Raw genomic sequence first — 13,733 nt, 5'->3', positions numbered from 1 at the left:
CGTAACTAGTCATAAAAGTTTTTTAGGGCAAAGATACTAATTGTTGAGAAGCCCACATGATTTTATCGGTGAGCCATGAATTCTATATATGCTGCTCCCCTATATACTTCAATCTTTATAAGGATATACAAAAACGGGGACTTCAGAGTCACGAAAGAAAAAGCCCTGAAAGATGTCTCTTCCAGGGCTTTTCTTTGCTTGGTTGTTGGACTACCAAGATTCGAACTTGGACAAACAGAACCAAAACCTGTTGTGCTACCATTACACCATAGTCCAAACTTATGTGCTTTCTGTTAAAAAGCGGTGCAAAGATAGAGGTTTGCAAGCAAACCTCCAAATATTTCGTTCACTTTTTTACGTTCTATCGAGAAAATCGTGCATTATTACTTTGCAATCAGCAGATAATAGTTCTTTTTACCGCGCTGAACAAGCAGATATTTCTCATCGAGCAAGTCAGCAGTTGTGATTACCTGATCAAAAGCTGTTAGTTTCTCTTTGTTCAACGAAACGCCGCCGCCTTGAACCAACTTACGCATCTCCCCTTTCGAAGCAAATACAGCCGCATTATCGACGAACAGATCTACTGCCTTCACTCCTTCTGCCAACGCATCACGTGAAATCTCAAATTGGGGTACTCCTTCGAATACAGCCAGCAATGTGTCCTCGTCCAATTTGCGCAAAGCGTCGGAAGTGGCATTACCAAACAGAATATTGGATGCGTCAACCGCTGCGTTATAGTCTTCTTCCGAGTGAACCATCACAGTTACTTCTTTAGCCAGACGTTTCTGAAGGAGACGCAAGTGTGGAGCAGCCTGATGTTCGGCAATCAATGCTTCAATTTCTTCTTTTTCGATAGAAGTGAAGATTTTGATATAACGCTCGGCATCGGAGTCGCTTACATTCAACCAGAACTGATAGAATTTATAAGGTGAAGTATAGCGAGGGTCCAGCCAGATATTTCCGGATTCTGTCTTACCGAACTTGCCACCGTCAGCTTTCGTAATCAGCGGGCAAGTCAGTGCGAACACCTCTCCCCCATTGGTACGGCGGACCAATTCGGCACCGGTAGTAATGTTTCCCCATTGGTCGGAACCACCCATCTGAAGCTTACAGCCCTTCGTTTCATACAAATGAAGGAAGTCATATCCTTGAAGCAACTGATAAGTGAACTCGGTAAATGACAGTCCGTCACGTGCTTCGCCATTCAGACGGCGTTTTACAGAGTCTTTTGCCATCATATAGTTCACGGTAATGTGCTTACCTACTTCGCGAGCAAAGTCGAGGAAAGTGAAATCTTTCATCCAGTCATAATTGTTCACCAGTTCGGCACGGTTAGGCACATCCGACTCGAAGTCGAGGAACTTGGCAAGCTGTTTCTTGATACACTCCTGATTATGACGCAATGTTTCCTCGTTCAGCAGGTTACGTTCTGCTGATTTTCCGGAAGGGTCTCCAATCATACCTGTAGCGCCACCGATCAGTGCCAACGGCTTATGACCGCAGCGTTGGAAATGACGAAGGATCATCACTCCACAAAGGTGACCAATGTGTAGCGAATCGGCAGTCGGGTCGATACCCAAATAGGCAGTCACCTGCTCTTTGCTTAACAACTCTTCTGTCCCCGGCATGATGTCCTGCAACATGCCACGCCATCTCAATTCTTCTACAAAATTCATCGTATTACTCTATTAATTAGTTGTTTTTTATTGTATTTCAATCCCATGTGCGACAAAAGTACGACTCTTTCTCGGAAGATACAACTCTTACGCCTTAAAAAAGACATTTTGGATATTTCGGCGGATAGTCTGACGCAGCAATCCCGCCTCTACCCCACGCGCTTCGGCTGCCCGGCACAAAATGTCTTCAATATCAAGCGAACTCTCATCCGTCTCCAGAAACAAGCGGTCGTCGGGTATCATCTTCATCGTTTCATCGGGATAATGTTCTCCCAAAGAAAGATAAAATCCCTGTTTCAGCAACTGTGCCGCCTGTTCAGGCTTTCCCCGGAAGCCGTGCCATATCCAAGGTTGCTTGGGTTGAAACTGCTTCTTTGCCGCCAAAAGCCGGTCCATCTCTTTCACACAGTGGATTATCAACGGCAAACGGTATGTTTCAGACAGTTGTATCTGCATTACAAATGCCAGTGTCTGAAGCGCCATCGAAGCTTCTGTCAGTTTATCCAGCCCGGTCTCTCCTATAGCCACCACCTGTTTATTCGGCAGTTGTCGGATAAGAAAATCAAGTTGTCGGTCGAAATCAGCCACTGTCAGCTTCCATGGATGGATACCGACAGAATAATAGCACCCTTCTTGAAAAGACGAATCTTCCAATAACCGATAATTGATGATGGATTTACTTTCAGAATCGGCTTCCTGTCTATGAGTATGAATATCCAGAATAGTATTAATCATCTTTCCAGCCATGTCTGACTCTTCATTTTAGTTATTTCAAGGCACAGGGTCATAGCCGGAACCGCCCCAGGGATGACATCGCAGGATACGCCGCACAGTCAGATAAAATCCTTTCACAGGACCATGCTTCTTAATCGCTTCGACCGCATAAGCCGAGCAGGTCGGCGTAAACCGACATGAAGGGGGTGTCAGCGGAGATATACAAATCCGGTAAAAATAGATAGGGATAAGCAACAGGAGTGAAAATATCCTGCTTAAAAAACCTTTCACCGATATCCACATAGCGGATATTCCGGAACCACGGGATTTCATGAGGATAGTTTCTCGGAGATGCGCGCAAGCGCTATTTTCATCTTCTCTTCCAGTTCGGCAGTGGAAATAAGCTCGTCCGACAGATAGATAAAGGCGATAGCCAGACGCTGTTCCCGGCGTTGCAGCTCACCTATCAGGAGTTCTTTGTTTTTCCGGTAGGCTTCACGTATCTGACGTTTCACCCGGTTGCGCTTTACCGCCCGCTTGAACCGCCGTTTCGATACACTGACAAGTATGGAAGCCGCGACCTCGCCTTGTTCGACAGGCATATATACAACACGTATCGGAAAGATGGAAAACGACTTCGAAACGCCGCCCCCGAACATCTTTCCGATCTGTATTTTACTATTCAGCCTTTCGGCTTTGCACAAAGTATATATACCCACCTTGTTTATTTATTGTTTTCCTTGATAAACATATCGAGCGCTGCCGTCATTGACGGAGCCTGCACCGTAGGCGCTTCAAGATCCAGACGAAGTCCGGCATCGCGTACAGCTTGTGCGGTAGTAGAGCCGAAAGTTCCGATCTTAATCTCTTTCTGATTGAAATCGGGAAAGTTCTTCTTCAAGGAAGTCACTCCTGCCGGACTGAAGAACACCAACATATCATAATCAAATTCTTCTTCTGATGTAAAGTCATTGCTCACTGTGCGATACATCACAGCTTCCGTATGCCGGATGCCGTTCTTATCGAGCAGGTTTTTCACATCATCATTGTGCACGTCCGACATCGGGACGAGGTATTTCTCTGTCTTGTGCTTCACAATGGAAGGAATCAGGTCTTCAATCTTTCCGGTAGCCCCAAAGAAGATTTTACGCTTGCGGTATTGCACATACTTCTGGATATACAATGCCACTGCTTCCGTCACGCAGAAATACTTCATCGTCTCGGGAATCGATACGCGAAGTTCTGTACACAAATTGAAAAAGTGATCAATAGCATGACGCGAAGTGAATAGAACGGCAGTGTGGTCGAGAATCGAAATTTTTTGTTGCCGAAATTCTTTCGCCGAAAGACTTTCAACCTTAATAAACGGCCGGAAATCTATTTTTACACCATACTTCTCAGCGATGTCGTAATAGGGAGATTTCTCTGACGCAGGCTTAGGCTGCGACACTAGTACTTTTTTAATTTTCAACGTCCTAAAATTTTATTAGCAAAATATTGTTCATTCGAATCATACCCTGATAGAGTAGCAGGCAAGGTATGATTTCCAGAGCGCAAAAGTACACAATTAAAAGGAAAAGCTCACTAAACTGATGAAAAAAAAGCTTTATCCACTTATAAAACATCAATATTTTAGCGAAAATTAGAATTATAGAACCAATTATAATCAAATTGGTGAGACTTAGGTCGAAATAAACTAAAAAAAGTACGAATGGGAAAAGGGCAAATCCGGCATAATATATAAGCGCAGAATAAGACTCCAGCCACATATTTGTCCTATTTTTATCAAAGAACACCCAGCCCAGAAACATATAAAGCGACCATTTCAGTAAGAAATAAGCCAAGCAGAAACCTACATAAATTCCCAGCAGGAGGAGAGGGGACACATGACTCATCAAGGCAGGAGAGGTGTCGTGAAAATAATTGAAGAAGGTGATTCCTGCCAGCACGCAGGTCTGCAACACAAGTACAAGGAGATAACGCATGTCAGCCGCCGTAGAGCTATCGAAGATGCTCGCCCGCTCACGATGCAGTACAAAGTCTTTCACCTGCTGAGAAAGAAATTTCTTTCCGCGCGACAAAGCGATGGAAGATAGGAAGAAGCAAGCCAACAATGTCAACGAGACAGCATCATCCGTCCGGGGAGAGTAGGGGATAGGGGTCCCCTCAAAACCTGAGCCAGCTTCCTGCGTGGCATGAGTTACAGCCAACTGCAAACTATCACTATCCGCCTTTGCCGAAGCAAACTGTCCTTGTTGAAAAAGCAACAGGGTATCAGTGTGTGAAGAACCTATTGTATCACCTATCATATGGCTGCAAATTTACGAATGGAAACATCCCACACCGGAGTCTCATAAAGCAACTCTACGGCTTCCTCAGGTGTCCGAGCCACTTTCCATATATCTCTATGCTGTTGACGCATAAAATTTTCTTCAATAGCTTTCTCAAACATTTCCAGCAACGGGTCAAAGAACCCGTTTACATTAAGAACTATAATAGGGTTGAGGTATAGCCCCAATTGTTTCCAGGTAATAATCTCAAGCAGTTCTTCAAGGGTACCGCATCCACCCGGCAGGGCAATGATACCGTCACTCAGATTCGCCATTTTCTGCTTGCGCTCGTGCATGGATTCCACTTCTATCAGTTCTGTCAATCCTGTATGGTGCCAGTTCTGTTCTACCATAAAATGCGGAATGACTCCGGTCACCTCGCCACCACTCTTCAAGACAGCATCTGCCACTGAGCGCATCAGACCGAGATTTCCGGCTCCGTTAATCAAGCGGATACGATGTCCGGCAAGCAGACGGCCGAGAGCCTCGGCTGCCTGAAAGTAAACAGCATCTATCTTGGTACTGGAAGCGCTATATACGCATACGGAATTTATTTGGTTCATCTTCATCACTATCCATTATTATATCGAGAAGGCAAAATTACGAAAAAATTCCGGTATTCAAATTCAACATTATCTGTGCTTTTGACAAACAGACAACATTTTCTATGGATAGGCGATTGATTCCAAAATAGATAAGACACTGTCAGGACATGTTTCCATTAATGATATTCTATGATACAACAGCAGCAATTTTCGATCAAACAAAAAATCAAGAGCTGCAACTTCAATCTCCTCATAAAGGAAGTTGAAATGGCAGCTCTTTCTTCATAAGCCAAGCCCTGTTTCAGACTGCTTTACAGACCAAAAGCTGCTTTAATTTTATCAACATAATCGAGTTTTTCCCATGTAAAGAGTTCCACGTCTACCGTCTTGTCACCCTCATAACGGGAGAAGAACTTCTTCGTAACCACCTGCGGTTCACGTCCCATGTGGCCATAAGCGGCAGTTTCCTGATAAATAGGATTACGAAGTTTCAGACGTTCCTCAATAGCTTTCGGGCGAAGATCGAACAATTGGTCGATAACACGGGCAATCTCGCCATCAGTCATGTTGACGTGAGAACGACCGTAAGTATCGACAAAGATATTGATCGGACGAGCCACACCGATAGCATAGCTCACCTGTACAAGCATTTCGTCTGCCACGCCTGCCGCCACCATATTCTTTGCGATGTGACGTGCTGCATAAGCTGCACTACGGTCTACCTTGCTAGGATCTTTTCCGGAGAAAGCACCGCCACCGTGAGCACCCTTGCCGCCGTAAGTATCAACGATAATCTTACGGCCCGTCAGACCGGTATCTCCGTGAGGACCACCGATAACAAACTTGCCAGTAGGATTGACATGATAGATGATTTTATCATTGAACAATGCCAATACTTTATCATGATGGATAGAAGCAATCACACGAGGCATCAGAATCTCGATCACATCACGGCGGATAATAGCCAGCATCTCTTCGTCAGCTTTCAACTGAGCGGCTTGCGAGTCGTCTTCCGGCTGGATAAAGTCATCATGTTGCGTAGAAACAACGATTGTATCAATGCGGACAGGGGTTCCGTTGTCATCATATTCGATAGTAACCTGGCTTTTGGCATCGGGGCGGAGGTAAGTCATTACCTTCCCTTCACGACGGATGTCGGCCAGCACTTGCAGAATGCGGTGTGCCAAATCAAGAGAAAGCGGCATGTAGTTTTCCGTTTCATTCGTTGCGTAGCCGAACATCATACCTTGGTCGCCTGCGCCCTGTTCCATCGGGTCCTGACGTTCCACACCACGGTTGATATCGGGGCTTTGCTCATGAATGGCGGAAAGTACACCACAAGAGTTGCTTTCGAACATATACTCTCCTTTGGTATAACCGATTTTCTTAATCACTTCGCGTGCGATGAGCTGTAGGTCAACGTACGCTTTTGTTTTCACTTCACCCGCTAGCACCACTTGTCCGGTAGTCACTAGTGTTTCGCAAGCTACTTTCGAACTGGGGTCGTAAGCCAACAGTTTGTCAAGCACGGCATCCGATATTTGATCGGCTACCTTGTCGGGGTGTCCTTCTGACACCGATTCGGATGTAAATAAGTATCCCATCTTTCTTAAATTAAGAATTAAAAAACAAGAATTAAGAATGAGAGAGTAGGAGAGGCGAGTGCTGCAAAGGATAAGCCGAAAGGCGTCAATCAGACGTGTTTTAGCATTTTTTTCCGTGGTTGCAAGCTACTCAAATCTGTCCACACTTTCATTTCGGTTGCAAAGATAAAGAGATTTCGGAGATAATGAGTATCTTTGACGCGTATTTAACACATAAATAGATTTATAATGATTCTAAATAAGAAATTAAAAACGCTTTTGGTGCTGGCGCTTTATGTAGGATTCACGATTGCTATCTACGCCATTGTCTGCCATTTCATCGACAAGCCGTTTCAGGAGATTCATTTGCTGTATGCAACACTGATAGGATGCATCGCCTATTTGCCGGTGTTCATTGCGGAGAAAAAGAAATAAATAGCCTGTTTGGTGGGCATATATACTCACCATACTGGATATATATATCCACCGTGCTGTACATATATGCCCAGCACGGTGAGTATATATGCCCACCGAACAAGGGTCAGAGTGCGTCCAGAATACCTTTCATTGTCTTTCCCGACACAGGGTGCAGGATGTCCGGAGCAATCTCCGCCAGTGGTTTCATAACGAAGTCACGTTCTGCCATCAACGGATGGGGGAGGGTCAGCTCTGCTCCGGAAGCAGAGGTCACAGATAGCACCAAATCTTCATAAAGCAACAGGTCGATATCAATCAGGCGGTCGCTATATATTCCGTTGACGGACTTTTGGGTACGGCCCAACTCCCTTTCAATCATTTGCGTCTCTTGCAATACTTCCAATGGAGATAAATCCGTTTCTACACAAGCCGCCGCATTCAGGAAACTGTTTTCAGAAGCAAAACCCCAAGGGGCAGTAACATAAAAAGCAGACAGGGAAATGACTTTCCCTATCTGCTCTTCTATTTTTTGCACGGCATCCCGGAGATTCTGTTCTTTCTCTCCAAGGTTAGTGCCGAGTCCCAAATATACTTTTGCCATTATTTGTCCAGAATCAGCATGGCATCTCCATACGTGCCGAAACGGTAGCCTTCCTTCAACGCTACGTGATAAGCATCCATCACCTGCTCATAGCCCCCGAAAGCAGCCACAATCATCAGCAGCGTGGAAAGGGGCATGTGGAAGTTGGAAATCATTGCATTGGCTACGGTAAATTCATACGGCGGGAAGATAAACTTGTTAGTCCATCCTTCGAATTCTTTCAGATGTCCGTCGGTGCTGACTGCGCTTTCGATGGCACGCATCACGGTCGTACCTACCGCACACACATTCTTGCCGTTATCTTTTGCACGGTTGACGGTTTTCACTGCCATCTCGTCTACAAACATCTGTTCCGAGTCCATTTTGTGCTTTGTCAAGTCCTCTACGTCGATGTCGCGGAAATTACCCAAACCGGCATGCAGAGTGATATATGCAAAGTCTATACCTTTGATTTCCAAACGTTTCATCAATTCACGGCTGAAATGCAGGCTGGCAGTCGGAGCAGTCACCGCACCTTCGTTCTTCGCAAAGATAGACTGAAAGCGTTCAGCATCTTCCGGTTCTACGGGACGGTTGATGATAGAGTGGGGAAGGGGAGTTTCGCCCAGTTCGTAGAGAGCTTTCTTGAATTCATCGTGAGGACCGTCATAAAGGAAACGGAGCGTACGTCCACGCGAGGTGGTATTGTCGATTACTTCCGCCACCATCGAATCGTCCGGACCGAAATACAGTTTGTTACCGATACGGATCTTACGTGCCGGATCGACCAATACGTCCCACAAACGAAGTTCTTCATTCAACTCACGCAACAAGAATACTTCGATACGAGCACCCGTCTTCTCCTTGTTACCGTACAAACGCGCAGGGAACACCTTCGTATCGTTGAATATAAACACATCCTTGTCATCAAAGTAGTCCAGAACTTCCTTGAACATCTTGTGTTCAATCTTACCTGTTTTACGATGCAGTACCATCAAACGAGACTCATCCCTATATTTCATAGGATGCAGAGCAATCTTATCTTCGGGTAACTTAAATTTGAATTGTGATAATTTCATATCTATTCCTTATTACGTTAATTATTTTCTTCCTCATTTTCTATTTCCTGTCCGTCAATCCACTCTTTAAAGTGTTCGGGGTTCAGGCAGTCTTCCAACCGGACATCGCCCACACGGGTGCGGATCAATCCTGTCAGGTGGGCTCCACTATGGAGCGCTTCGCCAATGTCACGCGCCAAAGCACGAATATATGTCCCTTTGCTGCATACGACACGAATCCGAATCATCGGCTCGGGAACATCCAGGCGACATTCCAGCAATTCAATCTCGTCGATAACAAGCTGCTTCGCCTTTAGTTCGACTTCCTCGCCTTTCCGCGCCAGTTCGTAAGCCCGTTTCCCATCTACCATGCAGGCGGAAAAAGCAGGCGGCACTTGTTCTATCGCACCGACAAAGCGCGCCAGCACTTCTTCCACCAGTTCCCGCGTGATATGCTCAGTAGGGTAGGTGGCATCTATCTCATGTTCCAAATCGTATGACGGGGTAGTAGCGCCCAAACGCAACGTTGCGACGTACTCCTTCGTATGATATTGAAACTCCTCTATTCTCTTTGTAGCCTTGCCTGTGCATACAATCATCACTCCCGTTGCAAGAGGATCCAGCGTTCCGGCATGGCCGACTTTTAGTTTTTTCACCCCTATCCGCCGGCAAATATGATAGCGGGCATGCCCTACTACCTTAAATGAAGTCCAGCCAAGAGGTTTATTGAAAAACAGTACTTCTCCTTTTTTAAAATTCATCAGCTCAATATAATCGTTACCAACCCTGCTATCGCGCAATAGATAGCGAAATAGATCAGTTTTCCTTTCTTCACCACATTAATCATCCACTTACAAGCCAGGCAACCCGCCACGAAAGCAGCCAGAAAACCGACAATCAGCGACAACGCAGGGATATCACCTACCACATCTTCGCCCTTCATCATCTTCATCCCGTCGAGCAACGCTTCTCCCAAGATAGGCGGAATAACCATCAGGAAGGAGAATTGCGCCAGTTTCGCCTTGTTATCGCCCAACAGAAGCCCCGTAGCAATGGTAGAACCCGAGCGGGACAACCCCGGCATAACCGCGCAAGCTTGTGCGATACCGATAATCAAAGCATCCTTCATCGAGATTTTTTCTTTCTGACGCGGCTTATAGTAATAAGAGAAAGTCAGCAGGGCGGCAGTCAACAGCAACATACAGCCCACAACCAGCAGTCCCGAACCAAAAATCGCCTCCACATAATCCTTAAAGAACACTCCTACGATACCAATCGGTATCATTGAAATCAATATATTGATGACATAGCGCATCTCGTCGTTCATCTGAAACTTGAACAACCCGCGGAAAATCCAGTCTATCTCTTTCCATAAAATCACCAGCGTGCTGCACACCGTAGCCACATGCACCACAATCGTGAATGCCAGATTCTCTTCCCCCTGTATGCCGAACAATGCCGACCCGATGGCCAGATGACCACTGCTGCTTACGGGCAAATACTCAGTCAATCCCTGAATCAGTCCAAGGATTAATGCTTCTAACCAACTCATAATATCTCTTTATTCTCTTTTAATTTTAGGTACTTCAGTCATTTTAGGTTTACGCAACACCGCGTATATCATTGACAAAAAACCAAACAGGCAAACGACGGGCGCCACCTTTATTCTGCGTACACTGAAAATATCCGGTTCGAAAACCGTTTCGGACGACGAGGGTCCCGACATCAACAGGAAGCCGATAATAACAATCGCCATTCCTATCGCGAGCAAGATAAAGTTCACTTTATCAAAGGCAAATTTCCGCTTGTCAGACATAGTTTATTTCTTCTTTTTGAATTAAATATAGTATAGGCTGTTCGCTTTCATTCTCAGATACTTGTTCATGGAGAAATAGGCGCACAGCCACGTTATTACAATCCCGAACACCAATACACTTGCACATACAATCAGCATGACTTCGGGAGTGATGACCTGAAGCAATTCCTGCTCGTACGTCACCGCCCAGTAGGCACTCCCCATCAATATGGCATCGGCAATCATGGCTGCCAGCACACCGCTCCATACGTTCTTCCGGAGAAACGGCCCCCGGATGAATCCCCAGCTCGCCCCCACCAGTTTCATGGTATGGATGAGGAACCGTTTGGAATAGATGGCAAGTCTTATCGTATTGTTTATCAAGGCAAAGGATATGAAAGTGAGCACCACTGCCAAGGCGAGCAGCACCAGACTGATATTCCGTATGTTGTCATTCACGGCATCAATCAGTTCTTTCCTGTAAAGCACATCCTGTATATTGGAGTTTTTCTTTATCAGCTTCTCTATCTTCGCAATGCTGTCGGAGTTGGCATAATCGGAGTGCAGTTTGATTTCGATGGAAGCGGTGAAAGGGTTGTATCCCAAGAATTCTTTAGGGTCGGTTCCCATCGCTTCGGTCTGCTCTTTCAGCGCCTGCTTCTTGGAGATATATTCGGATTGCTTCACAAAAGATTCCTTATTCAGCTTCTTCTGAAGTTTCAGTATATCCGCTTCTTTCATATCGTCACTGATAAGAACGGAGAAACTGATATTCTCGCGGACATATACGGAAAGATTATGCGCCGTAAGCACGAAAAAGACAACCAGCCCCAGCAGCAGCAACACCAGTGTCGTACTGATACTCGACGTGATGAACTGCATGTCGAATACTGAACCTGACTTATATTTGTTTTTACTTCCCATGCGCTATCTTTTTTTTCGGAATACGTAAATCATGGAACTGCTGCGTTCTTTCCGTCCCAGAGCACTGAACCAGGCAAGCGTTCCGGCATACATGCCTTTCAGAAAGCTGCTCGAGCTGCCGCGGTGCTTCTCGCTCAACATGGATACGTAGAACGCATCGAACGGCATCGGATGACGTGCCGCCATAATGAAGCCGTGACGGGAAGCCAACTGCTGTATAGTGCCGGGAGTGAAATGCCAGAGATGACGGGGAACGTCGTAAGCCGCCCAATACTCGCCGTAGCGTTGAGCATCATAAGAAGAACAGTTGGGTACAGCTACAATCAGCACACCTTTTTCTGTCAGCAACTCACGAAGCATCTCCCAAGTTTCGTTGAGGTGCTCCAAGTGCTCCATCACATGCCAAAGGGTGATAACATCAAAGCTGGCGGGAGCAAACTCCTTCAAAGTCGATTCGGGCTTCACCTCCAGATCGAAATGCAGCTTCGCAAACTCACGTGCCTGCGGACTCTTCTCCACCGCTTCCACTTTCCAGCCACGACGTACCATCGTATGGGCGAAATAACCGGTTCCCGTACCTATATCAAGCAAACGCCCTGTTTTACGATGCGCTTCCCGGGCTACCAGGCGCGCTTTGCGGCCCAGCATATAGGAACGTACATAATGGTAAATGCTATTCATCGCGCCCTTGCGCGTATCAGAGTGGGAGATGTAGTCGGGAGTCTCATAATACTTGCCTATCTCTGCTTCCACGGGGACTCCTTGTGTGAATGTAAATCCACAGTCCTCACACGAATACAGTTCAAACTGTTCGCCCGAAGCATAAAAATCCGTGCAAGTCATGACGCGTTTCAAGTGCGCACCGCCACACACCGGACAAGCATTTATACTGAGTTTCTCCATTAATTCCAAACAAAATTAAGTGTTGTCCCCGAATCACAAGACAACACTATACCCGAATTTGGTGCAAAGAAACAAATAAAAAGTGATGGATTGGGGTTTCGTTAAGGACTTTTAATAGAAGAGTTGTCTCTGATACAAGATAAGAGCAGTTTTGACACTGTTCATATCGGAACAAGATATCTTTTTGAAGAAAGATTATATACAACTCATCCCACTAATGCCACCTGTATATCTTGTATCCGCTTGACTTTTCGGCTATTATGTACGTTGTTCGGCACTTTGTTCCCTTGGTATCATAATAGAAAAATATAAAATACCCTAATACAAATGGACTATTTTCTCAGTCAACTTATATCAGGGTAAGACAAAATCGTTTATTAGAGAATCCACTACCATTTTTCTAATAGTTGCGAATTTTAGAAAAATATCAAAATTACTTTTAAATATGGAATTTCTCTCCTATTTTCATTAATTTAGTTGCGATAGGATATAAATATTTAGTATTTGTATTTTCAATCCCCATATCTTCATTTTCAATTTTTTTTAATAGTAAAATTATTGATTCAATAGAAGGCGAGTACATGAGAATATGAATTATAGAACCAATATATCCGTCATACTCATCACCTAAATTGAGATTTGCACCTATGCCTAAAGGATCCCAATCTTTAATTAAAATAGTGCGAATCTCTGTTATTACTTCATTTTTTATCATATTTAAAATCTATTTTAATACATTCAATATACTATTATCAAACATCGAAGCTGGGTATGTCGAAACAATTCTTCCTGCATTATTCATAACAACAACAGCTTCCCTTGTTAAGAACAAAAAATTTCCTCTACTTTGTTGTAAAACCACAACGGGATTCTTAACTGTATTTGAAATCGTAGATGGATTTACCCCTCTTGTAATTGCTTGATTCAATCCATGTTTAGAAAAGCTTGTTAAACCTATTCCTGGATTTTCGGTAATCATTTTACTGATAATCAATATGTTAATATTAATCTTTTGAACTAACGTACATCTTGTCAACTACAATACTTTCCGTAAGATAGGCCATGTCTGACCATTGTATCCGGTAGCATTTGGAGACCTCATCAAATACCGGTTTCTTGAACTTTCCCATGACAGGACGTTTCTCGTAAAGCACATAAAAACCGCGTTCGTAATGAAGTATCTTAACAACCTTCCGGTTACGGGACAT

The 13,733-nt window shown here is 44.8% G+C and carries 19 protein-coding genes and 1 tRNA gene; 1 reads left to right on the top strand and 19 read right to left on the bottom strand.

All coding sequences use genetic code 11. From position 1 onward, the window contains the following. Positions 1-205 precede the first annotated feature (205 nt). The 9 genes from NSB03_RS18290 to metK form a co-directional block, all read right to left on the bottom strand. Positions 206-276, bottom strand: a tRNA-Gln gene (locus NSB03_RS18290). 107 nt (positions 277-383) lie between these two features. Next, positions 384-1,676: a tyrosine--tRNA ligase gene (gene tyrS, locus NSB03_RS18285; protein ID WP_065539948.1), complete on the bottom strand. Its 1,293-nt coding sequence runs from the start codon at positions 1,674-1,676 to the stop codon at positions 384-386. Positions 1,677-1,763: 87 nt separating this feature from the next. Next, positions 1,764-2,423, bottom strand: coding sequence for a TatD family hydrolase (locus NSB03_RS18280; RefSeq protein ID WP_228099509.1), 660 nt, complete (start codon positions 2,421-2,423; stop codon positions 1,764-1,766). A 24-nt stretch (positions 2,424-2,447) separates the two neighbouring features. Continuing rightward, positions 2,448-2,693 carry a membrane protein insertion efficiency factor YidD gene (yidD, locus tag NSB03_RS18275; RefSeq protein ID WP_121767331.1) on the bottom strand — a complete coding sequence of 82 codons (246 nt, stop codon included), beginning with the start codon at positions 2,691-2,693 and terminating at the stop codon, positions 2,448-2,450. A gap of 26 nt (positions 2,694-2,719) precedes the next feature. Continuing rightward, positions 2,720-3,109 carry a ribonuclease P protein component gene (rnpA, locus tag NSB03_RS18270; RefSeq protein ID WP_024988539.1) on the bottom strand — a complete coding sequence of 130 codons (390 nt, stop codon included), beginning with the start codon at positions 3,107-3,109 and terminating at the stop codon, positions 2,720-2,722. 5 nt (positions 3,110-3,114) lie between these two features. Next, positions 3,115-3,861, bottom strand: coding sequence for a uroporphyrinogen-III synthase (locus NSB03_RS18265; RefSeq protein WP_024988538.1), 747 nt, complete (start codon positions 3,859-3,861; stop codon positions 3,115-3,117). A gap of 4 nt (positions 3,862-3,865) precedes the next feature. Next, complete coding sequence (locus NSB03_RS18260; protein ID WP_024988537.1) at positions 3,866-4,699, bottom strand: DUF4271 domain-containing protein; 834 nt, start codon at positions 4,697-4,699, stop codon at positions 3,866-3,868. After that, complete coding sequence (locus NSB03_RS18255; protein ID WP_024988536.1) at positions 4,696-5,283, bottom strand: LOG family protein; 588 nt, start codon at positions 5,281-5,283, stop codon at positions 4,696-4,698. The genes NSB03_RS18260 and NSB03_RS18255 overlap by 4 nt, the downstream gene beginning before the upstream one ends. 293 nt (positions 5,284-5,576) lie before the next feature. Further along, positions 5,577-6,869 (bottom strand): methionine adenosyltransferase, encoded by a 1,293-nt coding sequence (metK, locus tag NSB03_RS18250; protein ID WP_024988535.1) that lies wholly within the window; start codon positions 6,867-6,869, stop codon positions 5,577-5,579. A 228-nt stretch (positions 6,870-7,097) separates the two neighbouring features. Between metK and NSB03_RS18245 the strand changes: the two genes are divergently transcribed. Beyond that, positions 7,098-7,283: a hypothetical protein gene (locus tag NSB03_RS18245; protein WP_024988534.1), complete on the top strand. Its 186-nt coding sequence runs from the start codon at positions 7,098-7,100 to the stop codon at positions 7,281-7,283. Between the two features lie 106 nt (positions 7,284-7,389). Here the strand turns inward: NSB03_RS18245 and folK are convergent, their stop codons facing one another. From folK to NSB03_RS18195, 10 genes are all read right to left on the bottom strand, one after another. After that, the gene (folK, locus tag NSB03_RS18240; RefSeq protein WP_024988533.1) at positions 7,390-7,866 is read right to left on the bottom strand and encodes a 2-amino-4-hydroxy-6-hydroxymethyldihydropteridine diphosphokinase; all 477 of its coding nucleotides are present in this window, start codon (positions 7,864-7,866) and stop codon (positions 7,390-7,392) included. Further along, positions 7,866-8,924, bottom strand: coding sequence for a tRNA preQ1(34) S-adenosylmethionine ribosyltransferase-isomerase QueA (queA, locus tag NSB03_RS18235; RefSeq protein WP_024988532.1), 1,059 nt, complete (start codon positions 8,922-8,924; stop codon positions 7,866-7,868). Before queA ends, folK begins: the two co-directional genes overlap by 1 nt. 17 nt (positions 8,925-8,941) lie before the next feature. Then, complete coding sequence (gene truB / locus NSB03_RS18230) at positions 8,942-9,664, bottom strand: tRNA pseudouridine(55) synthase TruB (protein ID WP_024988531.1); 723 nt, start codon at positions 9,662-9,664, stop codon at positions 8,942-8,944. Next, complete coding sequence (locus NSB03_RS18225; protein ID WP_121767325.1) at positions 9,664-10,455, bottom strand: undecaprenyl-diphosphate phosphatase; 792 nt, start codon at positions 10,453-10,455, stop codon at positions 9,664-9,666. Before NSB03_RS18225 ends, truB begins: the two co-directional genes overlap by 1 nt. Before the next feature lie 9 nt (positions 10,456-10,464). Continuing rightward, positions 10,465-10,719, bottom strand: coding sequence for a DUF3098 domain-containing protein (locus NSB03_RS18220; RefSeq protein WP_024988530.1), 255 nt, complete (start codon positions 10,717-10,719; stop codon positions 10,465-10,467). A 21-nt stretch (positions 10,720-10,740) separates the two neighbouring features. Further along, positions 10,741-11,622: a cell division protein FtsX gene (locus NSB03_RS18215; protein ID WP_024988529.1), complete on the bottom strand. Its 882-nt coding sequence runs from the start codon at positions 11,620-11,622 to the stop codon at positions 10,741-10,743. A 3-nt stretch (positions 11,623-11,625) separates the two neighbouring features. Further along, entirely contained in the window at positions 11,626-12,525 is a 900-nt protein-coding gene (locus NSB03_RS18210; protein WP_024988528.1) for a methyltransferase domain-containing protein, read from the bottom strand. Between the two features lie 439 nt (positions 12,526-12,964). Further along, entirely contained in the window at positions 12,965-13,240 is a 276-nt protein-coding gene (locus tag NSB03_RS18205; protein WP_024988527.1) for a hypothetical protein, read from the bottom strand. 9 nt (positions 13,241-13,249) lie between these two features. After that, entirely contained in the window at positions 13,250-13,504 is a 255-nt protein-coding gene (locus NSB03_RS18200) for a hypothetical protein (protein WP_024988526.1), read from the bottom strand. 25 nt (positions 13,505-13,529) lie between these two features. Then, positions 13,530-13,733 (bottom strand): transposase (locus tag NSB03_RS18195; RefSeq protein WP_257466566.1); only part of this gene is annotated, 204 nt, incomplete at its 5' end.

This window comes from Bacteroides acidifaciens (assembly GCF_024623065.1).
In the GTDB taxonomy this organism is placed as follows: Bacteria; Bacteroidota; Bacteroidia; order Bacteroidales; family Bacteroidaceae; genus Bacteroides; species Bacteroides acidifaciens.
Note: the sequence above shows the minus strand (reverse complement) of the source record. Positions and strands in the feature narration are given on the sequence as shown.

What these genes read in the sequence shown, in the direction of transcription:
- tyrS (WP_065539948.1), bottom strand. Translation starts at nt 1,676, where the DNA reads ATGAATTTTGTAGAAGAATTGAGATGGCGTGGCATGTTGCAGGACATC.
- NSB03_RS18280 (WP_228099509.1), bottom strand. Translation starts at nt 2,423, where the DNA reads ATGGCTGGAAAGATGATTAATACTATTCTGGATATTCATACTCATAGA.
- yidD (WP_121767331.1), bottom strand. Translation starts at nt 2,693, where the DNA reads ATGTGGATATCGGTGAAAGGTTTTTTAAGCAGGATATTTTCACTCCTG.
- NSB03_RS18260 (WP_024988537.1), bottom strand. Translation starts at nt 4,699, where the DNA reads ATGATAGGTGATACAATAGGTTCTTCACACACTGATACCCTGTTGCTT.
- NSB03_RS18255 (WP_024988536.1), bottom strand. Translation starts at nt 5,283, where the DNA reads ATGAACCAAATAAATTCCGTATGCGTATATAGCGCTTCCAGTACCAAG.
- metK (WP_024988535.1), bottom strand. Translation starts at nt 6,869, where the DNA reads ATGGGATACTTATTTACATCCGAATCGGTGTCAGAAGGACACCCCGAC.
- NSB03_RS18245 (WP_024988534.1), top strand. Translation starts at nt 7,098, where the DNA reads ATGATTCTAAATAAGAAATTAAAAACGCTTTTGGTGCTGGCGCTTTAT.
- folK (WP_024988533.1), bottom strand. Translation starts at nt 7,866, where the DNA reads ATGGCAAAAGTATATTTGGGACTCGGCACTAACCTTGGAGAGAAAGAA.
- queA (WP_024988532.1), bottom strand. Translation starts at nt 8,924, where the DNA reads ATGAAATTATCACAATTCAAATTTAAGTTACCCGAAGATAAGATTGCT.
- truB (WP_024988531.1), bottom strand. Translation starts at nt 9,664, where the DNA reads ATGAATTTTAAAAAAGGAGAAGTACTGTTTTTCAATAAACCTCTTGGC.
- NSB03_RS18225 (WP_121767325.1), bottom strand. Translation starts at nt 10,455, where the DNA reads ATGAGTTGGTTAGAAGCATTAATCCTTGGACTGATTCAGGGATTGACT.
- NSB03_RS18220 (WP_024988530.1), bottom strand. Translation starts at nt 10,719, where the DNA reads ATGTCTGACAAGCGGAAATTTGCCTTTGATAAAGTGAACTTTATCTTG.
- NSB03_RS18215 (WP_024988529.1), bottom strand. Translation starts at nt 11,622, where the DNA reads ATGGGAAGTAAAAACAAATATAAGTCAGGTTCAGTATTCGACATGCAG.
- NSB03_RS18210 (WP_024988528.1), bottom strand. Translation starts at nt 12,525, where the DNA reads ATGGAGAAACTCAGTATAAATGCTTGTCCGGTGTGTGGCGGTGCGCAC.
- NSB03_RS18205 (WP_024988527.1), bottom strand. Translation starts at nt 13,240, where the DNA reads ATGATAAAAAATGAAGTAATAACAGAGATTCGCACTATTTTAATTAAA.
- NSB03_RS18200 (WP_024988526.1), bottom strand. Translation starts at nt 13,504, where the DNA reads ATGATTACCGAAAATCCAGGAATAGGTTTAACAAGCTTTTCTAAACAT.